The 21,376-nt window shown below is 55.9% G+C and carries 19 protein-coding genes; 10 read left to right on the forward strand and 9 right to left on the reverse strand.

Features of this window, described 5'->3' with window-relative positions:
• Position 1 precedes the first annotated feature (1 nt).
• The 4 genes from ACRBB0_RS00560 to ACRBB0_RS00575 are packed head-to-tail and all read right to left on the reverse strand — an operon-like array spanning position 2 to position 6,676.
• Positions 2-2,041, reverse strand: coding sequence for a DUF7408 domain-containing protein (locus tag ACRBB0_RS00560; protein WP_431372435.1), 2,040 nt, complete (start codon positions 2,039-2,041; stop codon positions 2-4).
• Positions 2,038-4,797, reverse strand: a complete 2,760-nt coding sequence (locus tag ACRBB0_RS00565) for a DUF4159 domain-containing protein (RefSeq protein ID WP_431372436.1) — start codon at positions 4,795-4,797, stop codon at positions 2,038-2,040. The genes ACRBB0_RS00560 and ACRBB0_RS00565 overlap by 4 nt, the downstream gene beginning before the upstream one ends.
• Positions 4,794-5,672 carry a DUF58 domain-containing protein gene (locus ACRBB0_RS00570; protein ID WP_431372437.1) on the reverse strand — a complete coding sequence of 293 codons (879 nt, stop codon included), beginning with the start codon at positions 5,670-5,672 and terminating at the stop codon, positions 4,794-4,796. Before ACRBB0_RS00570 ends, ACRBB0_RS00565 begins: the two co-directional genes overlap by 4 nt.
• Entirely contained in the window at positions 5,669-6,676 is a 1,008-nt protein-coding gene (locus ACRBB0_RS00575; RefSeq protein WP_431372438.1) for an AAA family ATPase, read from the reverse strand. The genes ACRBB0_RS00570 and ACRBB0_RS00575 overlap by 4 nt, the downstream gene beginning before the upstream one ends.
• A 69-nt stretch (positions 6,677-6,745) precedes the next feature.
• Between ACRBB0_RS00575 and ACRBB0_RS00580 the strand changes: the two genes are divergently transcribed.
• Positions 6,746-7,327 carry a DUF1285 domain-containing protein gene (locus ACRBB0_RS00580; RefSeq protein WP_431372439.1) on the forward strand — a complete coding sequence of 194 codons (582 nt, stop codon included), beginning with the start codon at positions 6,746-6,748 and terminating at the stop codon, positions 7,325-7,327.
• A 128-nt stretch (positions 7,328-7,455) separates the two neighbouring features.
• Here ACRBB0_RS00580 and ACRBB0_RS00585 read toward each other — a convergent pair whose 3' ends face one another.
• Positions 7,456-8,274 (reverse strand): sulfotransferase family protein, encoded by an 819-nt coding sequence (locus ACRBB0_RS00585; RefSeq protein WP_431372440.1) that lies wholly within the window; start codon positions 8,272-8,274, stop codon positions 7,456-7,458.
• A gap of 142 nt (positions 8,275-8,416) precedes the next feature.
• Here ACRBB0_RS00585 and ACRBB0_RS00590 point away from each other — a divergent pair, with 142 nt between their 5' ends.
• Positions 8,417-9,994, forward strand: coding sequence for a DUF5928 domain-containing protein (locus ACRBB0_RS00590; protein ID WP_431372441.1), 1,578 nt, complete (start codon positions 8,417-8,419; stop codon positions 9,992-9,994).
• Positions 9,995-10,077: 83 nt separating this feature from the next.
• Positions 10,078-10,446: a histidine triad nucleotide-binding protein gene (locus tag ACRBB0_RS00595; RefSeq protein WP_431372442.1), complete on the forward strand. Its 369-nt coding sequence runs from the start codon at positions 10,078-10,080 to the stop codon at positions 10,444-10,446.
• 140 nt (positions 10,447-10,586) lie between these two features.
• Here the strand turns inward: ACRBB0_RS00595 and ACRBB0_RS00600 are convergent, their stop codons facing one another.
• The gene (locus ACRBB0_RS00600; RefSeq protein ID WP_431372443.1) at positions 10,587-11,504 is read right to left on the reverse strand and encodes an ABC transporter ATP-binding protein; all 918 of its coding nucleotides are present in this window, start codon (positions 11,502-11,504) and stop codon (positions 10,587-10,589) included.
• 75 nt (positions 11,505-11,579) lie between these two features.
• On the opposite strand from ACRBB0_RS00600, the gene ACRBB0_RS00605 reads away from it, so the two are divergent.
• The 3 genes from ACRBB0_RS00605 to polA all read left to right on the forward strand — a co-directional run bounded on the left by ACRBB0_RS00605 (position 11,580) and on the right by polA (position 15,703).
• Positions 11,580-11,759: a zinc-finger domain-containing protein gene (locus ACRBB0_RS00605; RefSeq protein ID WP_431372444.1), complete on the forward strand. Its 180-nt coding sequence runs from the start codon at positions 11,580-11,582 to the stop codon at positions 11,757-11,759.
• Positions 11,760-11,869: 110 nt separating this feature from the next.
• Positions 11,870-12,781, forward strand: coding sequence for a pirin family protein (locus tag ACRBB0_RS00610; protein ID WP_431372445.1), 912 nt, complete (start codon positions 11,870-11,872; stop codon positions 12,779-12,781).
• A 123-nt stretch (positions 12,782-12,904) separates the two neighbouring features.
• A complete protein-coding gene (polA, locus tag ACRBB0_RS00615) occupies positions 12,905-15,703 on the forward strand; it encodes a DNA polymerase I (protein ID WP_431372446.1) in 2,799 nt (932 codons plus the stop codon).
• Between the two features lie 102 nt (positions 15,704-15,805).
• Here the strand turns inward: polA and ACRBB0_RS00620 are convergent, their stop codons facing one another.
• Both ACRBB0_RS00620 and nth read right to left on the reverse strand, forming a co-directional pair.
• On the reverse strand, positions 15,806-16,798 hold the full coding sequence (locus tag ACRBB0_RS00620) for an adenosine kinase (RefSeq protein WP_431372447.1): 993 nt from the start codon (positions 16,796-16,798) through the stop codon (positions 15,806-15,808).
• Positions 16,795-17,439: an endonuclease III gene (nth, locus tag ACRBB0_RS00625; RefSeq protein ID WP_431372448.1), complete on the reverse strand. Its 645-nt coding sequence runs from the start codon at positions 17,437-17,439 to the stop codon at positions 16,795-16,797. The genes ACRBB0_RS00620 and nth overlap by 4 nt, the downstream gene beginning before the upstream one ends.
• Before the next feature lie 114 nt (positions 17,440-17,553).
• Between nth and ACRBB0_RS00630 the strand changes: the two genes are divergently transcribed.
• From ACRBB0_RS00630 to ACRBB0_RS00645, 4 genes are all read left to right on the forward strand, one after another.
• Entirely contained in the window at positions 17,554-18,519 is a 966-nt protein-coding gene (locus ACRBB0_RS00630; RefSeq protein ID WP_431372449.1) for a Hint domain-containing protein, read from the forward strand.
• A 73-nt stretch (positions 18,520-18,592) separates the two neighbouring features.
• On the forward strand, positions 18,593-19,438 hold the full coding sequence (locus ACRBB0_RS00635) for a methylated-DNA--[protein]-cysteine S-methyltransferase (RefSeq protein ID WP_431372450.1): 846 nt from the start codon (positions 18,593-18,595) through the stop codon (positions 19,436-19,438).
• A gap of 125 nt (positions 19,439-19,563) precedes the next feature.
• Positions 19,564-20,232, forward strand: coding sequence for an OmpA family protein (locus ACRBB0_RS00640; protein WP_431372451.1), 669 nt, complete (start codon positions 19,564-19,566; stop codon positions 20,230-20,232).
• Positions 20,233-20,345: 113 nt separating this feature from the next.
• Entirely contained in the window at positions 20,346-20,891 is a 546-nt protein-coding gene (locus tag ACRBB0_RS00645; RefSeq protein WP_431372452.1) for an NADPH-dependent FMN reductase, read from the forward strand.
• Here ACRBB0_RS00645 and ACRBB0_RS00650 read toward each other — a convergent pair.
• Positions 20,888-21,286 (reverse strand): VOC family protein, encoded by a 399-nt coding sequence (locus ACRBB0_RS00650; RefSeq protein WP_431372453.1) that lies wholly within the window; start codon positions 21,284-21,286, stop codon positions 20,888-20,890. The two genes, ACRBB0_RS00645 and ACRBB0_RS00650, sit on opposite strands and share 4 nt — an antisense overlap.
• Between the last annotated feature and the right edge of the window lie 90 nt (positions 21,287-21,376).

Genomic DNA, 21,376 nt, shown 5'->3' on the forward strand with positions numbered 1-21,376 from the left:
GTCAATTGCGCCCTTCGCGCAGCCACGCGCCAACGATCAAGCCAGCAGCAAGGATGAGAACGAACCACGCCGGCAGCAGCGGCGATTGGCGCACGTCCATGGTTTCAAAGGCCTCACGCGGAGTGATGCCAACCCAGCCGCGTCCGGCAGCGGGCCGCCCTGATCGCACTGATCTGATCTGAGGCACACCGTCTTGCAAGGGGACAACACCACCGCGCCGGGTCGCGATGAGTTCGGCCAACGGGGCCCCGCTGGCAATTGTGCGCTCAAATTCTTTGGGGGCCGCCGGGCCGAGGCCGATCACCGCTTTGAGGCTGCCTTCAGCAAGACGATAAAGACCAATCTCAAGCCCATCATACAGCGCCTCAAACCGTCCGGGGGTGGTTTCTTCCAAGGTGATTTCTTCGGTCGTGCCGTCAGGTCGGGTGATGGTCACCGGGCCAATGTCAGCCTTGAGAGACCGGCGAATGATGCGCATGGTCTGGCCATTTGGCTCTGCCCAGAGCGCTTCTTCCTCAAGCTCAGGTTCCTTCATCATCCAATGTGACAGCCTGCGCAGCAGGTCAAGTTGCGGACCGCCCCCTTCAAAACCACGGCTCCAAAGCCAGGCCTGATCGGAGGCCAGAAGGGCGACGCGCCCTTCGCCGACACGGTCCAACACCAACAACGGTTTCCCGTCAACACCTTCCATGACCGTCGATCCAGTGTCGGGTTCGACCTCAATCTGGCGCATCCAACGCCCCCAGTTTTCACCGTCTGTCATGCCCGCGGTCACCGGGTGGCGCAGGCCCAATTCGGTGACGGTCGGTTGGAACGGCTGATCAATAACGCGCGCGGTTGGCTCGGCAGGAAGCACATCCCCCAAAGGCGAGCGATACAGCGAATCCGCCGAAGCAAAATCAGGGCCTGCGGCCACAAGAACTGCGCCGCCATTTTCAATATAGTTGCGGACATTATCGAGGTAGATCGACGGCAAGATCCCGCGCCGTTTATAGCGATCAAAGATGATCAGATCGAAATCATCAATCTTTTCCAAGAACAATTCACGTGTCGGGAAGGCAATCAAAGACAGCTCATTCACCGGCACACCGTCTTGTTTTTCAGGCGGGCGGAGAATGGTGAAATGTACAAGATCAACCGAGCTGTCGGACTTGAGCAAATTGCGCCACGTACGCCCGCCTGCGTGTGGTTCACCCGAAACAAGCAGCACACGCAGCCGGTCACGTACCCCGTTGATCTGCACAAGCGCGGTATTGTTCCGATCAGTGAGCTCACCCTCGGCGGTCGGAACGGTGAATTGGATCACATTCATACCGCCATGTGGCAAGGTCACCGGCATTTCCAGATCTTTGCCAATCGGCACCGAAAAGCTTTGCGGTTCGGCCCCATCGACGGAAATCAGAATCTGAGTTTGAGAGGCATCCGGCGCGGCTCCGTCATCGTCTATACGCAGAGTAAGCTTCACCTCTTCGCCCAAAATGGCAAAACCGGGGGCGTTTCGGACGCTAAGCCGACGGTCCCAATCACTGTCGCGCCCGGTTAGCAAAAGATGCAGAGGCGCGGGGAGGTCTGGCGCGCGCTCAAGGTCATGCAACCGTCCATCAGAGAGCACAAAGATACCGGCAATTCGACCGCGCGGTTCCTCAGCCAAGGCGGCAGAGAGTGCCGACATCAACCGTGTGCCGGAATTCTCGGCCCCGTCGGGAATGGTGATGCGGCGAATTTCGGTATTGGGTCGCGCGGCGAGTTGCGCTTCAAGCCGGATCGCCGCCGCTGCGGTGACATCGGCGCGATCATCAAGCCGTTGTGACGCGCTCTGATCTTCGAGAACCAACACAATGTCGGACAATTCCGCCCGATCTTCGACCTGATAAGACGGTTGCGCCAGAGCCGCGGCCAAGACAACAGCGGCCAAAAGGCGCATCGCCCAGCCGGACAAACCACGTACCAGCGCCAACACAGCGCCAGCCAAGGCCAGTGCAGCAAGCGCAAAGATCAGCGCCCAAGGCAACAGTGGGTCAAAAACGATTTGTCCGGTCATTGGCCCAACCTGTCCAAAAGCGCAGGCACATGGACCTGATCCGATTTATAGTTTCCGGTCAGCACATGCATCACGAGGTTGACGCCAAAGCGATTGGCGATCTCGCGTTGACGTTCCCCGGTAAAGCTTCGGCCAAGTGGGACCAGCGGTGCGCCTGTTTCATCAACGGCCCAGGCCGAGGCCCAGTCATTGCCACCAATCACCACCGGCGTCACATTGTCGTTGAGATTGCGAAACGGCATACCATCGACCAATTCCGCATCCGGTGGGGCAGCCTCGACCCAGACATCGCGGCCGGTGTAACGGCCCGGAAAATCTTGAAGCAAGTAAAAGGTTCGGGTCAAAACGTGATCCTGGGGGATCGGCTCAAGCGGTGGAATATCAAGACGCTCGGCCAGTTGTTGCAGCTTGCGGCCATTGGGTGTCGCGGTGCCAAAACCGGCTATATCAGCGTCACGGGTGTCAAACAAAATCATCCCGCCCGATCGCAAATAGGCGTTCAGCTTGGCATAGGCCACATCCGATGGGGTCGCCTGATCAGGAGAGATCGGCCAGTAAATGAAGGGGAAGAAGGCCAGTTCATCGTCTTCAAGATTGACGGCCATCGGGTGCGCGGGTTCGACGGATGTGCGATAAAACAGGGTGTCCGACAACCCGCGCATTGCAGCAGCAGCGAGCTGATCCAGTTTTGCATCGCCCGTTAAAACATGCGCGAATACCACTTCTGATGTGGCCGCAATGGCGATTTGATCATCCGTTGATTGTGCCCAGCTTTCCACAGGAAGCATCAGGACCAGTACCAATCCCAAGGCCGCGCGCGCGCCAATCAGACGCCCTGACAGCGCCAATGATGCGATGACATCGGCCACCATAAGCGCAATCGCAACAGCCAAAAGCCAGCCGCCAAGCGGTGTTTCCTGGGGCCTGCTCAATCCTTCGACGGCGATGTGATCGGGCCATTGCATCCGGGCAAGTTCGTTTTCAGCGCTGATGACATTGCGCGCTATGCTTCTGTTTTCGCCTTGATATAGGCCCGGTCGCAGGTCCGTGTTGAGCGCGGCCTCTGCGAGATCGAGACCATCCACACCCGGCAGGGTTTCACCATCGCGCAGCACCCCAAAGGCGTCCAAAACTGAGATCGGTTGCCAGATTGTACCCTCAAGCGAGCTGGCTTCGGTGGCACCAGCACTTGAGGAAATCGCCAGCCGTTCCAGCATTTGCACAAACAGGCCGGACAGGGGCAGGTTGGACCATTCGGCATTTGCTGTGACATGGAACAGCACAATTTGACCTTGGCCCACGGCTTTGCGCGTGACGAGGGGGGTTCCGTCGCTCAGCTGGGCGATCACCCGTTCCGCCAGTGCCGGATCTGGTTGTGCCAAGACTTGACTGGTAACTGCGATTTCGTCGGAAATGATCAGTCCCGCAAAGGGGCTTTCGGTTTCAAAAGCGGCGAGCGATTTCGGCTCGCCCCAGCTCATGGCACCGCCAACTGTGCGCCCACCCGCCCGCAAACGGACCGGCATCAATGCGTCTTCGGAGGTACGGCTGATATCGCTTGCCGCGAGCCGAGGACCGGCGAACCTAAGCAACAACCCGCCCTTGTCGAGCCATTCCAACACTGCGGCCTCTTCGCCCGGCGCAAGCGTTGCGACATCGGCTAAAACGATCACATCCGGGTTGGCCAGAAGCACGTCACTTAGCGATCCGTTCAGCAAGTCGGCAGTCGGAGCGAGGGCCTTGACGAGGTAGTGTAACGGGTCGAGCAATTGCAGACCCTCACGCCCTTCGCGCCCGGCAATCAGAGCGACTTCGCGACGGCGCAGGCTGTCATCGGGAAGCGTGACCGCCCCAGCATGACGGGCGCCAATAATCTCAAATCGGTTGATGCGGGCACGCAATTCGGCAGGGAGTGATTGTTTGGTTTCGGCTGCCAATGCACCGTCCTCAAAAGTGACAGGTGCTTCAAATAAAACGGCTGGGTTGCCCGAGGGATCGGTGCCGTGACCTGCCAAGGTCACCTCGAGTTCGGGGCCTTGGGTCAGGCGTTGCAGTGTGAGGTTGAGCTGCCCATCCGCGAGAGTGGCAGGCCCCAAGGCTAGCAATGCACGCGGGTTTTCAAACACTTGCACCTCGCCGCGTGTTTCGAGCAGGCGAAGCAAACCGGCCCGGCTCTGACGATCCAAGCCATCAGACATCCAATAGCTGTCAAACTCAGTATCAGGCAGGGCGGCAATGGCGCGGGTTGCTGTCTCAGAGTTGGGTTGCCAGGGTTCAGGTTGAATACCCGACAACCGGCTGCGCAAAACATCAGCGCTGGAAAATTGGACGGGTTCGGGATTGGTCAAGCGCAAAAGAGCAATCGGGCGTTCGTCACGACCCGCCTTGGCGAGCAAGCCATCAAGCGCCCGGATCCGCACACGCCAATCACTGGCCGAGGCCCAGCTTGCATCCATGATCACCAAAAGTGGCGCATTGCCTGCCGTTTGCTGTTTGGGCTCAGGGTTCAGGATCGGCCCGGCCAGGCCGATAATGACCGCCGCAACCGCCAATATGCGCAATAGCAACAACCACCAAGGGGTGCGATCGGTGACCTGATCATCGTCCTTGAGCCCCAAAAGCAATACCACGCCGGGAAAAAGACGGCGGACCGGGGCCGGTGGAACAGCCCGTAAGATCACCCAAAGGATTGGCAGCGCTAATAGGGCAAGCAGCAGCCATGGGGTTGTGAAACCTAGTAAACCAAACAGGGTCATCCGTGCCCTCCGTCCAACGCCCGATACAACCACAACAGCGCCGATTGCGCGGTTTTGTCGGTGTGATGGCAATGATATTGCCATCCCGTTAATCGACATAGCGACTCAAGGCGATCTTTGCGTTCGGCCAGCCGCTCTAAGTAGCGGTTGCGCAACTCTCCGGCTTTGAGCGTCTCATGTGCCATGGATTTGCCGACGCTTTCGAAAATGGTGCGCCCGTGAAACGGAAACGCCTCTTCGCTAGGGTCGAGGACCTGAACCAAGACGCCCGTGACACCGCGATCTGCCGCTTTGGTCAGACCCGCTTCTACAGGGGCCAAATCCCCCATGAAATCCGAGATGAACATCGCCCGCGCATGGGGCAGCATCCCGCGTGCTTCGGGCTCGGCATAATCGGCCCCATCTTCGCGGCTGAGCATTTCGGCCAAGCGCAAGACCTGAGCCTCGCCGCGGCGTGGCGGCAAGTCCCATCCGGTCATGCCAACGCGTTCACCGCCCCGGATCAACAAAACAGAGACGGCCAAAGCGATGAGCTGTGCGCGGTCGGCTTTGGTCGGCAACTCCTGTGATGACGAAAAGCGCATGGACGCGCCAGGATCGACCCAAAGCTGAAGGCTTTGGGCCACTTGCCATTCACGTTCGCGCACAAATTGATCGTCGCCCTTGGCCGAGCGGCGCCAGTCGATCCAGCGCAAACTGTCGCCTGCACGCATCGGGCGGTATTGCCAGAAATCATCCCCCATCCCGGCGCGTCGGCGTCCGTGATCGCCCAGCAAAACCGTGCCGGCCAACTGTTCGGCACGGGCCAACAAGGCCGGGAAACGGCTTGCTTCGTCTTGGGCGCGGCTACGCAAATGGGCGATGTTTTGGCTCACGCGGCGGCCTCAGAGCGCGTGATCTCGGCGGCCACTTCGTCGATCAGCGCCCCGAGATCTTCTCCACGTGCCCGCGCCGAGAAGGTCAGCGCCATGCGGTGTGTCAGGACCGGACGCGCCATGTCGATGACATCCTCAGGTGCCGGAGCCAGACGGCCCTGCAACAAGGCCCGTGCCCGAACGGTCAACATAAGCGCTTGTGCGGCACGCGGTCCGGGCCCCCATGCCACTAAGTCACGGACGCGATCCGGCGCAGACGGGTCGTCGGGGCGAAAGGCGCGAACCAGATCGAGGATCATCTCAACCACTGCGTCGCCAACTGGCATGCGGCGCAGCAAGTTCTGCGCGGCGATCAATTCTTGTGCGGAAAAGACCTGATGGGCCTCTTCTTCTTCGGTGCCCGTTGTCGCCAACAGAATGTCACGTTCGGTGTCACGGTCGGGATAGTTCACATCAATCTGAACAAGAAACCGGTCTAGCTGGGCCTCGGGCAACGGATAGGTGCCTTCTTGTTCGATGGGGTTTTGAGTGGCCAAGACATGGAACGGCGCGTCGAGCGCACGGGTTTCCCCCGCGACCGTCACCTGCTTTTCCTGCATCGCCTGAAGCAACGCCGATTGTGTCCGCGGTGACGCGCGGTTGATTTCGTCGGCCATCATCAATTGGCAAAAGATTGGGCCGGGAATGAATTTGAAGGCGCGGCTGCCATCGGCCCCGGTTTCCAAAACCTCAGACCCCAAAATATCGGCAGGCATCAAATCGGGCGTAAACTGAACCCGGTTGCCATGAAGCCCCATGACGGTGCTGAGCGTTTCCACAAGGCGGGTTTTGCCTAACCCGGGGAGGCCGATCAAAAGCCCATGTCCGCCACACAGCAGCGCGGACAAGGTTAGCTCAACCACACGGTTCTGGCCGATGAAACGCGCATTGATAGATCGTTTGGCCTCAGCCAGTTTTTCCTCTAGCGCCTCGATATCAGCCACCAGATTTTCGGCATCGGCCATGAGAACTCTCCATTGCAATCAATCGTATTAGATATGAATGTATCGTGTGTGTTGGAAATGGCAAAAGATATGAGCGGACAAAATGTTGTGACCCCCTCGGCGGAAGGCATCGCGGCCTCGGTCAAAGCGGCCAAGGGGCGGGGTTTGCCCCCTGTTCACAAGTGGAATCCACCGTTTTGCGGTGATCTGGACATGCGGATCGCTCGGGATGGCACGTGGTACTACCTTGGTACTCCCATCGGCAGATTTGAGCTTGTGCGACTTTTTTCATCGATCCTGCGCAAGGATGGCGACAGCTATTTTCTTGTGACGCCGGTCGAAAAGGTGGGAATCACCGTAGATGACGCGCCGTTTCTTGCCGTAGATTTTGAGGTGGCGGGTGGCGGACAGCACCAAGTTTTGACCTTTCATACCCATGTTGGAGATCAGGCTGTTGCAGGGCCGGACAACCCTATTCGGGTTGAGCGGGACCTCAAAACAGGGGAGCCGTCGCCTTATGTCTTGATCCGCGCCAATTTAGAGGCGTTGATTGACCGCAAAAGCTTTTATCGGCTGGTGGATTTGGGTGACCATCATGAGGGTTGGTTTGGGCTCTGGTCCTCAGGGCAGTTCTTTCCGGTGATCCCTTCGGCCGAGCTTGAGGGGCTTTAACGCCTCTGGGCAAAACCGCGCTTGGTGCGGTTCCTTTGCGGGGGAATTTTAAACTGGTGCCCTCGCTTAATTTTGACATCTCATCGCGACCGGCGACATGATGTCAAAACGCGTGTTGATCACCTGTTTCAGTCGCCTAGTTTGGCGTGCACCTCATCCAGATCGATCTCACCAATCGGCATTTTGTTGCCCGGATTGTCGAAGTCGTATTTGAACAGCGCAAAGTCACGGTGAAATATTTCTTTGATGAGATGCATCGACATGTCGTCAAAGTAGTCTTCAACGGGATGGGCGCGCTTTGGTCCATGTCCTTCGGATTCATTGAACCGTGGAATATTGTCCAAATCGACCTCATGGGGGGTGTTCACCGCATCCAGCACGCTTTGCATGCCCTCGTTGAACTTTTCCGTCCAAAAGATGTTGTTGTAACGCCCACCGTTCACAATAAACGTGCTGACATGGCCAGACATGGCGGACCAATGAATGTCGGGCTCCATCGGTCTGCGCCACCGAATGGTGTCACGCGTGAACAGCAAAAACCGACGAAAGCTCTTGATCTGATCGAATTCCTGCTTGCCGTCGTCGCCGCCGACGTCGATCCCGTACTTTTGGATCAACAAGGGGACCAGATTGCCACGATAGCGGCGCCCATTGCGCTGAATGCCGCAGATCTTGTCAAAAAAGCTAGATAGAATCCGGGTGTAGGGGTTGCGGACGCATGTATAGGCATAGCTGGTGCGTGTTTTCACATTCGCCTTGATAGCCGGCTGGCTTTCGGCGCGCGCCCACTTGTGTAAACCGTCGGTCGCATCATGGATGTCACCGTCAAAAAATTCTCCGTGATCGGAGAAGTACATGATTTGACCAATGGTCGAGCAGGCACATTTGGGAACAACCCGATACACCATACTCTGACTCTCGGTCATCCAGGTCCCAGGAAAACCCATACCTGCTGCCTCCAGCTACCGCGTCTTTTGGTTTTTGACGCCCTTTGTGCCCCAAAAAAGCAAAATAATCGGCTTTATTCAACGCTTGTTCATGGCTATCAACATAAACAATCAGGCAAAAATAGGGCAGATGGTTTCCTAAATGGCAAAAATCGCCTTCATCCTGCTGTGTCATAAAGACCCAGATGCGATCATAAAACAGGCGCAAAGCCTCACCGCTGTGGGCGACTATATGTCGATCCACTTTGATGCGCGTGCCAATCCCGAAGACTTCAAAAAGATCGTCGCCGCGCTTGGCGACAATCCCAACGTGACCTTTGCCCACAAGCGAATCAAATGTGGGTGGGGCGAATGGAGCCTTGTCGAAGCATCCATTTACGCTGTGCAATCCGCCGTCGAAGCATTCCCGCGTGCCACGCATTTCTACATGCTTTCAGGGGATTGTGTTGCGATCAAATCCGCCGAATATGCGCATGAATTCTTGGATCGGCGTGACTGTGATTATATCGAAAGCTACGACTATTTTCAGTCCGACTGGATCAAGACAGGCTGGAAAGAAGAGCGTCTGATTTACCGGCACTGGTTCAACGAACGCACACAAAAGCGCCGTTTCTATTGGATGTTCGAAGCTCAAAAACGCCTTGGTCTGACCCGGAAAATTCCAGAAGACCTTGAGATTATGATCGGGTCGCAATGGTGGTGTTTGCGGCGGCGCACCGTCGAATGGATCTTGGATTTCATCAAGAAACGCAAAGACGTGATGAGCTTTTTCCGCACCACCTGGATTCCAGACGAGACGTTTTTTCAAACGCTCGTGCGCCACCTTGTGCCTGAAAATGAAATCGAAGGCCGCACGCTGACGTTCTTGATGTTTTCGGAATACGGCATGCCGGTGGTCTTTTATAATGACCATTATGACCTGCTGCTGAGCCAGGATTTTCTGTTCGCCCGCAAGATCAGCCCGGAGGCAACTGAGCTGCGACGGCGACTTGGGGTGCTGTATTCGTCTGAGGGCCAGCGCTTTAAGATCTCGAACGAAGGGCGGTCACTGTACAACTTTTTGACAAGCAAAGGGCGGATCGGGCGGCGTTTTGCTTCGCGGTTTTGGGAAAAAGAAAGCTCGCTCGGGCGTGAACGGGAACTGCTCATCGTCGTGTGTAAGAAGTGGCATGTCGCCAAGCGGTTGCTGGATCGTATCCGCCAGATGACCAACATTCCCTGCATTGAGTACCTGTTTAACGAAGACAGTTGCGCTTTGCCTGACCTCGGCGGGATTCAGTCAACGATGGGCAAACGTCATCGACATCGGCGCGCGTTGATGCGGATGTTGTTTGACTATTATGACACCGACCGATTGATCGTCTGTATGGATCCGGCCAACCTTGATCTTCTTGAAGATTTCGGTCGCGACCGGTCATTGACCCGCATCTTGGAAATAGAATGTGAATTCTCGGACGAATACCTGATTGGCCATGCGATGCGGGTCGGATTGGCGGGTGAACGCACGCCGCCAGAGACGTTGCAACGTCTTTTGCCGACGGTGCGTAATGACATGGTGCATGAGAGCGACCGGATTCGTGACGCGAAACTGGATAATGTGATGCATATGCGTGAGATCGAAACGCTCGACAAGAATGCGAGCATCGTGTCCAAGTTTTTGTCGATCCCCGAAGAGAAGGCCTATGAGATTGTCAATCACGACCATCTTTATGCGGATTGAATCACGCGGATTGAGCCGGGCCGGTTTTTGCGCAATACCGTGGCAGAGAATTTGAACACCAAACGTGTTGAGGGCATTGGGACATGGGCTACGTCTACGACGATCAGAATATTTTTGCGAAGATTTTGCGGGGCGAAATCCCGAATAATACGGTCCATGAGACAGAGCATTCTCTGGCTTTTCGCGACCTCTACCCACAAGCCCCGACCCATGTCTTGGTGATCCCTAAAGGGCCCTATGTGTGCTTTGATCATTTTGCACAGACCGCTTCGGAAGCCGAAATTGTCGATTATATTCGCGCTGTTGGAGAGGTTTGTAAGGCCGAAGGGGTTGAGGCGGATGGCTTTCGTCTGATCGCTAATGCTGGCAATGATGGCGTGCAAGAAGTCCCACATTTGCATGTGCATATCCTTGCAGGCCGCCCACTGGGCCGCATGCTTGCCCGCGCTTAAAGAGGCGGTTGCAAAACGGTGCGGGCCATGGCCCGCGCTCAGTGTCTCGTCAAAAGCCAGATGGCTTTTGCCTCCTCGCTTGCCGGAATGCGCCGGTTGTTCGATCTGTGGGGATAGACGGAAAACCGGTCAGGCGTTTTTTATTGATGTTTGGTCAGAGACAAAAACACATCCTGCAAGTCGGCCTGTTCGGTCCGCACGTCGCGGATACGAATACCGGCGGAATGAACCGCGTTCAGAACGTCTTCGGCGCGGGTTTGTTTGGCATTGTAATTCACGGCAAAGGATCCGTCTGGTCGGGTCTCAACATTTAGCCCTTCGCCAGTCGGAAGTGATTCCGGCACGTGTTCGGGAGTGATCAACATCGTTTTGGCGTCGAGCTGGCCGAGCAGGTTTGCGGTGCTGTCCCTCACAACCAAACTGCCTTGGTCGATGATTGCAATCTCGTCACACATTTCCTCAGCTTCTTCGAGGTAATGGGTGGTGAGAATGATGGTCATGCCGCGTTCTTGGTTCAGCTTGCGGATGTTTTCCCACAGCATTTGGCGCAGTTGAATATCGACACCTGCGGTCGGTTCATCCAAAACTAAGATTTGCGGGTGGTGCACCAGCGCCTTAGCCAAAAGCAAACGGCGACGCATACCGCCTGACAGGGTACGCGCATAGGCGTCGCGTTTGTCGGTTAACCCAACCATCTCCAAAATCTCGTCGCTGCGGCGATGCGATTTTGGCACACCGTACAGCCCGGCTTGCACTTCCAATGCGCCAAAGGGCGAAAAGAACGGGTCGAGGTTCAATTCCTGCGGCATGACGCCAATGGCCGCGCGTGATTGGCGTGGGTTTTGATCCTGATCCCATCCCCAGATTTCGGCCTTACCTGCCGACTTCACCACCAAACCGGCCAAAATATTGATCAGAGTCGATTTGCCGGCACCGTTGGGCCCAAGCAAGCCAAAGATCGAGCCAGCCGGTACAGTTAGATCAATTCCTTTAAGGGCTTGTTTACCACCTTCGTACGTCTTTTGCAGATTGCTGATGCGGATCGCGTCCTGTGTCATTGCGCGTGCTTGCTCCTGCGGCTTGGTTGGCTCATAAGGCTGTTACGCCAGTGTTCGAGAAAAGGGAACCAAGCCATGACGATTCAGGCACCCGAGACAAAGATTGTGGATAAATTCCGCGTGGCCTGTGATGGTGGCGAGGGGGCTCTTGGCCATCCGCGCGTTTGGCTACAGATGCCGACCGAGCATGGCTGGGTTGAATGCCCCTATTGCGATTGCAAATTCGTGCACAAAGATTTTGAAGGCAAAGTCTAAACAGGCCTCTCTTCCCGCCAATCCTGCGCACCACTCCTGTGCGCTGGTCTGATATTGGCGAATAGATGCATGCTGCTTATGGTTTTAAACGAACCGTAAGGAGAGTTGTGATGACCTTTCGTCCTGTAACTGCAACAAATATCGCCCGTCCTGCAATGGAGGGGGCCGGCGTGCATTTGCACCGCGTGTTCGGTTTTGGTGATCCCAATGAAACCGATCCGTTCCTGATGATGGACGATTTTCGCAACGATGACCCGCGCTTGTATGAAAAGGGGTTCCCGTGGCACCCCCATCGCGGCATCGAGACCATCACCTATGTCTTGGAAGGTGAGGTTGAACACGGTGATAGTCTTGGCAATCGTGGAGTTCTGGGCGCAGGTTCGGTGCAATGGATGACTGCTGGGTCTGGTATCATGCATCAGGAAATGCCCCGCGGAAATGTGACGGGGCAGATGCATGGCTTTCAACTTTGGGCCAATTTACCCGCGTCTCTCAAGATGACCGCCCCGCGTTATCAAGACATCCAAGGCTCTGATGTACCTGAGATTATTGACGATGACGGCACGCGGGTCAAAGTTGTCACGGGTCAGTTTTGGGGCAAGCGTGGCCCGGTTGATGGGATTGCTGCAGATCCTTTGTATTTAGATGTTTCTGTGCCGCCGGGGGTACGCAAGTCCCTGCCGGTCGACACCCGGTCTAATGCGTTTGCCTATGTGTTTGCGGGCGCTGGCCGGTTTTCTGACGCCGCTGATCCAATCGGGGTGCGTGTTGAAAAAGAGGTTGCAGGGCAAGAGCTTAACATTCGCGACTTGACCGGAAACCGTACGTTGGTGCGCTTTGGAAATGGCGACGAGGTCACTGTTCAAGCTGGGCCAGAAGGCGTGCGGTTTTTGCTGATCGCTGGACGACCAATCCAAGAGCCCGTGGCCTGGCATGGGCCAATTGTGATGAATACCCAAGCCGAGTTGCAGCAAGCCATGGCTGATCTGCGCAACGGAACCTTTGTTAAACCGCAACACTAACACCGCAGCCTGAGCCCCCGGTTTTTTGCGCAAGAAACCGGGGCGCTGGCGCAAACATCGGCTGGCAGAATTGCCAACAACATGGCACTACCTAGGTGGAACGCGGAACAAGGGGTAAGCGCTATGGCGAGCGAATTTGGCAAAGGGTGCCATCTGCATCTGATCGATGGATCGGCCTTTATTTTTCGGGCTTACCACGCGCTGCCGCCACTGACGCGTAAGTCAGATGGTCTGCCCGTCGGAGCCGTCGCTGGCTTTTGCAACATGTTGCAGAAATATGCCGAAGGGCAGTCGGGCCCCGATGCGCCCACCCATGTCGCGGTTATTTTTGACCACTCCGGGAAATCGTTTCGCAACGATATGTATGACCTGTACAAGGCCAACCGTCCGCCCGCCCCCGAGGACTTGCGCCCGCAATTTCCACTGACGCGAGATGCGACGCGGGCTTTTAATATCGCCTGCTACGAGGTTGAAGGGTTTGAAGCCGACGACATCATGGCGACACTGGCCTGTCAGGGGCGCGAAGCTGGTGGCCGGGTGACGATTGTGTCCTCCGACAAAGACTTGATGCAATTGGTCGGTGACGGGGTCGAAATGCTCGATCCGATGAAGAACAAGCGCATCGACCGCGACGGAGTGCATGAAAAATTCGGTGTCGCGCCAGAACGCGTTGTCGATGTGCAGGCGCTGGCCGGTGATAGCGTTGACAACGTGCCTGGCGCACCGGGAATTGGTATCAAAACGGCTGCGTTGTTGATCAATGAATATGGCTCTCTCGAAGAGCTATTGGATCGTGCCGAAGAGATCAAACAGCCCAAACGACGCCAGACCTTGATCGACAAACGTGATCAGATTGAGTTGTCAAAGCGACTGGTTCAGCTCGACTGTGAAATGGATCTCGATTTCACCATTTCCGAGATGGAGGTCAAAGCGCCTGAGGCAGATACGTTGCTTGGATTCTTGGCGGAAATGGAATTCCGCACCATGACCAAACGTATGGCCGCGTCCTTGGGGGCTGATGCGCCGGTCATTGCTGATGCGCCTGTCGCCGAGGATGCGCCTCGCCCCGAACAAGCCCCGATCGACCCGGAAAAATACGAGTGTGTGAGCGATCTTGAAGCCTTGGCGAAATGGGTCGACAAGGCGCGCGAAACCGGCTGGATCGCGGTAGATACCGAAACAACGGGCCTTGATGAAATGCTCTGTGATTTGGTTGGGATCTCGCTCTGTGTCACAGCAGGAGAGGCGTGCTACATCCCGTTGACGCACCGCGCCTCGGCGGCGGATGATTTATTTGGCACTGATGAGTTGGCCGAAGGGCAGATTCCGCTGCAGGCTGCGCTGGACGCAATCAAGCCGTTGCTCGAAGATCCAAGCGTGATCAAAATCGGTCAGAATATGAAATATGATGCCAAGGTATTCAAACGCTATGGTATTGATATTGCTCCAATTGATGACACAATGTTGCTCAGTTATGCCTTGCATGGTGGGCTTCACAACCACGGCATGGACGCGCTGTCTGATCGTTATCTGGACCACACGCCAATCCCGATCAAATCACTGCTGGGGACGGGAAAAAGCGCCATCACCTTTGACAAGGTCCCGGTTGCTGATGCGGTGAAATATGCGGCCGAAGATGCCGACATTACGCTGCGCCTGTGGGAATTGTTCAAACCGCTTTTGCACCGCTCGTCCGTCACGCGTGTCTACGAAACGTTGGAGCGTCCGCTGGTCCCTGTTTTGGCCAAGATGGAGATGGACGGGATCGCGGTTGATCGTGATGTCTTGTCGCGCATGTCCAACGCGTTCGCGCAGAAAATGGCTGGTTTTGAGGCCGAATTGTACGAATTGGCCGGTCGAGAGTTCAACGTGCAAAGCCCGGCGCAGGTCGGGGCGATTCTTTTTGAAGAAATGGCGCTTGAAGGCGGCAAGAAAACCAAAACGGGTCAGTGGTCGACCCCGGCGGATGTTCTCGAAGACTTGGCAACGGAGCATGATTTTGCCGCCCGTGTGCTAGACTACCGGCAGTTGCAGAAGTTGAAATCGACCTACACGGATGCCTTGCAGGAACATATTCACCCTGACACCGGCCGTGTCCACACATCCTATTCGATTGCTGGGGCAAATACCGGTCGTTTGGCGTCGACTGATCCAAATCTGCAAAACATCCCGGTGCGTACCGAAGATGGCCGCCGCATCCGCGAAGCTTTTGTCGCGCCCGAGGGCAAGGTGTTGGTTTCGCTGGACTATAGCCAGATCGAATTGCGTGTTCTGGCGCAAATGGCAGGTATTGATGCGCTTAAAGATGCATTCAAACAAGGCCATGATATTCACGCCATGACCGCGTCCGAGATGTTTAACGTGCCGCTGGATGAGATGACGCCCGACATTCGTCGGCAAGCCAAAGCTATCAACTTTGGCGTGATCTATGGAATTTCAGGTTTTGGGCTCGCGCGAAACCTGCGCATTCCGCGTAGCGAGGCGCAGGGCTTTATTGATCGCTACTTCGAACGTTTTCCGGGCATTCGTCGCTATATGGATGAAACGGTTGAATTTGCGAAAGAAAACCTGCGGGTTGAAACCCTGTTTGGTCGGGTGATCCATACACCTGAAATCGCCGCCAAAGGCCCGCGCGCCGGGTTTGCCAAACGCGCCGCGATCAACGCCCCGATCCAAGGTACCGCCGCAGATATTATCCGCCGCGCCATGATCCGCATGCCGGACGCAATTGAAAACCTGCCGGCAAAAATGCTGTTGCAGGTGCATGATGAATTGCTGTTCGAAGTCGAAGAAAGCGCGGTTGACGACCTGATTGCCACTGCCAAGTCGGTCATGGAAGGCGCGGCTGACCCCGTGGTCAAGCTTGACTTGCCCTTGGTGGTAGATGCCGGACAGGGGGCAAATTGGGCAGAGGCGCACTGATCGGCATTGCGTGCCATGCCGGGCACGCTGGATCAGATGGACACCAAAAGCGGGCGGCCTGTTGCCAGACTGCCCGCTCTGATAAACGGTGTAGTATGTCGTTTAGCCGATCAGTCCGTTTTGGCGGAACAGGGCTTGCATATTTGCTTCTGGGCGCGGTCCCATGTGGCTGATCACCTCGGCCGCGCAAACGCAGCCCATTTTCCCAGCGGTTTCCATATCCGCGCCTGATGCCAATCCATAAAGGAAGCCAGCGGCAAATTGATCCCCGGCACCGGTGGCATCGACGGGGACAACTTTGGTGACTGGAATGTCGTATCGTGTGCCGTTGTGAATGATCGTCACCCCGTCACCAGAGCGGGTGCATACTACCAATGGGCAAACCTCAGCGACGCGCGCAAGGTCCTTTTCAAGGCTATCATCTTGATAAAGAGAGCGAATTTCCTCTTCGTTGCCGATGACGAAATCCATTTCGTTGGCAATCAGTTTGAGGAAATCTTCGCGGTGACGTTCAACGCAAAAAGGGTCTGAAATGGCGATGCCCGCTTTGCCACCCGCGGCTCGGCAGGTCCGCGCGGCACGCAAAAAGGCATCTTTGCCCTTGTCCTTGTCAAAGAGATACCCTTCGAGGAAAATGATTTCGGCCTGGTGGGTCACGTCATCAGAGACATCGTCGGGGCCGAGTTCGGCAGAGGTGCCCAGATATGTGTTCATCGACCGCTCCCCATCGGGGGACACAAAGATCATTGACCGCGAGGTTGGCAATTCACCATCCTTGCTTGGCGCATTTACAAAATCGGTGCCGCCCTTGACCATCGCATCAGCATAGAAATGCCCCAAAGCATCGTCATGAACACGCCCGATAAACGCGGTGGGCAGGCCCAAATTACCGATGCCTGCCAACGTGTTGGCAACGGATCCGCCGGGCGCCTCGACGCGGTCCGACATCGCGGCATAGAGCGTTTCAGCGCGGTCGCGTTCGACCAATTGCATAATGCCTTTTTGAATGCCCATCAGGTCAAGAAACGTGTCCTCGGATCGGGTCAACACATCAACAACGGCATTCCCGATGCCGACGACTTGGTACTTTTTCATTCGGTCTTATCCTCGAATTGGCATAGGTCGTTTATGTGGCAGGCCTTGCATTTTGGTTTACGTGCCACACAAATATAACGGCCATGCAAAATCAGCCAGTGATGCGCATGGTTTTGAAAATCAACGGGAATATGGTCTTCGATGGCGCGTTCAACGGCGACCACGTCTTTTCCCGGGCAGATGCCCGAGCGATTTCCGACCCGGAAAATATGGGTGTCGACGGCTTGTGCGGGATGGCCCCACCACATGTTCAACACCACATTGGCGGTCTTGCGGCCAACACCGGGCAGGCTTTCGAGCGCGGCGCGTGAATTGGGCACCTCGCCGCCGAATTGTTCGACCAGAATGCGCGCTGTTTTGATGACGTTTTTGGCTTTTTGACGGAAAAGACCAATGGTTTTGATATGCTCAATCACACCGTCTTCGCCAAGATCGAGCATCTTTTGTGGTGTGTCTGCGATCTGAAATAGCTTTTCGGTCGCTTTGTTGACCCCTGAATCGGTCGCCTGCGCAGACAGCGCCACGGCGACAACCAGCGTATAGGCATTGGTGTGATTAAGCTCGCCCTTTGGTTCGGGTTCGCCGTCCTGAAAGCGCGTAAAGATTTCGCGCAGGGTTTGGTAATTCATCTGCTTGGCCATATGCGCGGTATGCCCGTCTTTGGCCCGCAGGCGCAAGGCCCGCGACGTCGCGGTTAATCACATCGAAACGCCATTATGCGAAGAAGGACACGCTAAATTATTTGAAAGAGCGGCATGCCAACGCAAATCGCTTACACGACCGAGGCCATCATCTATACCCCGCGAAGCAATTCTTGGGGCGTGCGCCCGGATTTTGACCCGCGCCTGCATCGATTTGAAATTGAGCTGCCTGATCAGAAAAGGGATCAGGCACACGATCAAATAGTGACAACTGGTGCGGCAGACCGGAGCCTGTTCTTTGACGAGTATTATGAACTCGAAGGACCAGGAGGCGAAATCATATACATTGATCGGCTCGAAATTGATGGGGTTTTGGCCGGTTACACCGCGACTGCGCCGTTGCAACAGGGCGTGTCTTATCGGCTTTTGGGCACTTATAATTCACGTGATGAAACCTGTGATGATTATGCGTTTTTGTCTGATATGCATTGTTTTGGTTCGGACACGATGGTCGCCACAGACTATGGCGATGTTCCGATTTCGCGGCTGTCACGGGGGGACAAAATCTTGACCCGTGATCACGGATACCAACCATTGCGCTGGGTGGGCCGATTGACTTTGCCGCGTCTTTTGATGCGTAAAAAACCCCGGTTTGCCCCTGTGAGCATTCGGGCCGATCTGTTTGGAATGGGGGCGAAAAATGGCTATCTCGAGACGTCACCGGCACACCGAATTTTGTTAGCCGGTGCCGATGTGCAGTTACTCTTTGGAGAAGACGAAGTTTTTGTTGACGCAAAATGTCTTGCTGACCCCAAATTGCCAGCCCTGACCGCGCGGAACTATGTTTACCACCAATTGCTGTTTCATCGCCATCAGGTGGTTTTGGCCAACGGGATTTGGTCGGAAAGTCTTCATATCGCGCCGCCTTCTTTGGGGGCGGATGCGATAACCGGCACCTGTCCGCCGCGCGGCATTTATCATGGCCAATCTGCGCGGCCTTGCCTGACCGCTGACCAAGCCAGCCTGTTGGTTAAATTGCGTTTGGCCGGTCAGAAAGATTGCAGAAAACAATCCGCCTGAGGAAACCGCAAAATCCGGGTCGCATGGCTGTCGCAGGATCGCTAGGTTTTCTTTGGATGCCAAGGAGACTGCGATGCCCGAAGATTTGCCTCAGGAAGGTTATCACTTCCAAGTCATGCGCCGTGCGATTGAAATGATCGACGGGATGGGGGAACACGCCACTCTGGATGAACTTGCATCGGCCATGGGGATGAGCCCGGCGCATTTTCAGCGAATTTTTACGCGGTGGGCCGGGGTGTCTCCGAAACGGTTTCAGCAATATTTGACCCTTGGATATGCCAAGGCCCTTCTGTCCGAACGTTTTACAACCCTACAAACCGCCCATGCCACGGGATTGTCAGGCAGTGGCCGTTTGCATGACCTTTTCCTCAGGTGGGAAGCGATGAGCCCCGGCGATTATGCCAAAGGTGGGGCTGGCCTGACCATTTTTTGGGGCTGGTTCGAAAGCCCGTTTGGCCCGGCATTGGTGACAGGAACGGCCAAGGGTATCTGCGGAATCGCCTTTGCGTCTGAAAGCGGCGAAGAAGCCGCCTTTGAAGACCTACTGTCGCGCTGGCCCAAGGCTGACTTTGTCGAAGATCCAATGTTTCTGCGGCCTTGGGTTCACAGGGCATTTGGGGTGCAACAAGACGGTGAAGTGCCGTTGTTTTTGATCGGCTCGCCTATGCAGCTCAAGGTTTGGGAAGCTTTGATGCGCATCCCATCGGGGCATGTCACCAGCTATTCCGAGCTTGCCAATAATATCGGCAAACCCAAGGCCGTTCGGGCGGTGGGAACCGCCGTGGGCCGCAATCCGATCAGTTTCCTCATTCCGTGTCATCGCGCTCTTCGCAAATCGGGCGGATTGGGCGGTTACCATTGGGGGTTGCCTGTCAAGCGTGCCATCCTTGCCTGGGAGGCTGCGCGGGTAGAAGCCTAAGCACCGGCTTTTGGGCGGCAAATTGCCGATTTCCCCGTGACACCCGTGCGCCAAGCCCTCATGTTATTGTATAGCAGCAACGAAAGCCCCCACAAAATAGGGGCAATAACCTGAAGAGGCATATTATGATCCGGGCAACTTCCCCCGTAATTCTGGCCGTTGTGGCCGCTCTTGGCCTGACCGCTTGTACCACCGGTCCGGTTTTTGACGAATCTGACCCCAACCGCAAAGCCAAAACCGGAGCCCTGATTGGTGCCGGAATGGGGGCCATCGCAGGCCGGCTTGCTGGTGGTGATGATAAGGGCGAGCGTAATCGCGCCACTGTTGCTGGTGCTTTGGTTGGTGCCGCGGCTGGCGGTCTGATCGGCAACCAATTGGATAAGCAAGAGGCTGAGTTGCGCCAGCAGTTGGGCAATGACGTTGGCATCCGCAACACCGGTGATCGCCTGATCGTGACGATGCCACAAGACATTCTCTTTGCCACTGACAGTGCCGAATTGCGTCCGACATTGACCGCTGACTTGCGCGATGTGGCTCAAAGCCTGTTGGCTTACCCTGACACCACGGCGCAGGTGATCGGTCATACCGATAGCGATGGCGATGCCTCGTATAACCTTGACCTGTCTGAGCGTCGCGCGCGGTCTGTCGCCAACGTTCTGCTGTCCGAAGGTGTGCCTTCGTTCCGTGTGCAATCGATTGGCCGAGGTGAAGACCAGCCTATTGCCTCGAACCTAACGCCTGAAGGCAAGGCGCAAAACCGTCGGGTCGAAATCGTCATCCTCCCGAACGCTTAACGTTACTTTTCGCACATTGGTGCGGAAATGCACGATAGATATGGGAACGCTGCGAATAGACGTGGCGTTCCCTTTTTTCTATGTCTTGGGTAACAAGATGATAGGAAACGAAAATGTCAGACCTGAAACTCGTTGGTATTAGCGGCGCATTGCGCAAGGATTCAACGAACACCAAATTCGTAACAGAGGCTGCGCGGCTGTTCGGAGCGGCAGAATTCACGCTCGGAGATATCCGTTTTCCGCTTTATGACGGCGATCTTGAAAGCGCTGAAGGTGTGCCCTTGGTTGTTCAAACCCTTGCAGATCAAATTGCCGCGGCGGATGCGATTATCGTTTCGACGCCTGAATATAACAAATCCATTCCCGGTGTCCTGAAAAACGCGTTTGACTGGGTGAGCCGGGTTGAAGGCAACCCGTGGGCCGGGAAACCGGTTGCCATCATCTCGGCGGCTGCGGGCCGGTCCGGGGGTGAGCGTGCCCAAGTCTCGACCCGTGAAGCGCTGGTCTATTCGCAGCCGCTCTTTGTGATTGGTCCAGAGATTGGTTTGGCGCAATCTTTCAACCAGTTTGACGAGGCCGGAAAGCTGACCAACGAGATCACTGTCGAAAACCTGCAGGTCTTGATGGACAAATTGCGTGCCGAAGCGCTGCGCGCCTAAACTCGGTTCGAAATCTCGATCAAGTTCCCGTCGGGATCTCGTATATAAATAGACATGATAGGCCCCGTCGCCCCGGTTCGCGGCACGGGGCCTTCTTCTATTTTGACCCCACTAATCGCCAAATGTGATTGCCAGTCAGACAAAGGGTGATCGGAGAGAAAGCAGAGGTCGGCGCTTCCCCGCGTCGCGGCTTGGGCTTTGGGTTCAAACTCTGCTCCGGCTTGGTGGAGATTGATCTTTTGCGTCCCAAAGCTCAATGCCCAACGGGTTGAGCCATCGCTCGGAGTAAAGGAGCGCGCCTGCATCCCAAGCACCGTTTCATAAAATTTGCAGGTGGCGATCACGTCGGTCACCGTCAAAACCAGATGATCCAAGAACATAATGTTTGGGGGCATGTGGGTCTCCTTTTGTTGGCGCAACATGCGCGGCGGGGCCTTTGAGGTCAACAAAAGGAAAGCCCCACCACGAGGGTAGGGCTTGGTCTT

The organism is Pelagimonas sp., from assembly GCF_050633425.1.
Classification (GTDB): domain Bacteria; phylum Pseudomonadota; class Alphaproteobacteria; order Rhodobacterales; family Rhodobacteraceae; genus Pelagimonas.

Coding starts and splice junctions, on each gene's coding strand:
- ACRBB0_RS00635 (WP_431372450.1), top strand. CDS start 18,593: ATGCCCGAAGATTTGCCTCAGGAAGGTTATCACTTCCAAGTCATGCGC.
- ACRBB0_RS00595 (WP_431372442.1), top strand. CDS start 10,078: ATGGGCTACGTCTACGACGATCAGAATATTTTTGCGAAGATTTTGCGG.
- ACRBB0_RS00560 (WP_431372435.1), bottom strand. CDS start 2,041: ATGACCGGACAAATCGTTTTTGACCCACTGTTGCCTTGGGCGCTGATC.
- polA (WP_431372446.1), top strand. CDS start 12,905: ATGGCGAGCGAATTTGGCAAAGGGTGCCATCTGCATCTGATCGATGGA.
- ACRBB0_RS00600 (WP_431372443.1), bottom strand. CDS start 11,504: ATGACACAGGACGCGATCCGCATCAGCAATCTGCAAAAGACGTACGAA.
- ACRBB0_RS00620 (WP_431372447.1), bottom strand. CDS start 16,798: ATGAAAAAGTACCAAGTCGTCGGCATCGGGAATGCCGTTGTTGATGTG.
- ACRBB0_RS00565 (WP_431372436.1), bottom strand. CDS start 4,797: ATGACCCTGTTTGGTTTACTAGGTTTCACAACCCCATGGCTGCTGCTT.
- ACRBB0_RS00640 (WP_431372451.1), top strand. CDS start 19,564: ATGATCCGGGCAACTTCCCCCGTAATTCTGGCCGTTGTGGCCGCTCTT.
- ACRBB0_RS00590 (WP_431372441.1), top strand. CDS start 8,417: ATGGCAAAAATCGCCTTCATCCTGCTGTGTCATAAAGACCCAGATGCG.
- ACRBB0_RS00650 (WP_431372453.1), bottom strand. CDS start 21,286: ATGCCCCCAAACATTATGTTCTTGGATCATCTGGTTTTGACGGTGACC.
- ACRBB0_RS00645 (WP_431372452.1), top strand. CDS start 20,346: ATGTCAGACCTGAAACTCGTTGGTATTAGCGGCGCATTGCGCAAGGAT.
- ACRBB0_RS00610 (WP_431372445.1), top strand. CDS start 11,870: ATGACCTTTCGTCCTGTAACTGCAACAAATATCGCCCGTCCTGCAATG.
- ACRBB0_RS00605 (WP_431372444.1), top strand. CDS start 11,580: ATGACGATTCAGGCACCCGAGACAAAGATTGTGGATAAATTCCGCGTG.
- ACRBB0_RS00630 (WP_431372449.1), top strand. CDS start 17,554: ATGCCAACGCAAATCGCTTACACGACCGAGGCCATCATCTATACCCCG.
- nth (WP_431372448.1), bottom strand. CDS start 17,439: ATGGCCAAGCAGATGAATTACCAAACCCTGCGCGAAATCTTTACGCGC.
- ACRBB0_RS00585 (WP_431372440.1), bottom strand. CDS start 8,274: ATGGGTTTTCCTGGGACCTGGATGACCGAGAGTCAGAGTATGGTGTAT.
- ACRBB0_RS00575 (WP_431372438.1), bottom strand. CDS start 6,676: ATGGCCGATGCCGAAAATCTGGTGGCTGATATCGAGGCGCTAGAGGAA.
- ACRBB0_RS00580 (WP_431372439.1), top strand. CDS start 6,746: ATGAGCGGACAAAATGTTGTGACCCCCTCGGCGGAAGGCATCGCGGCC.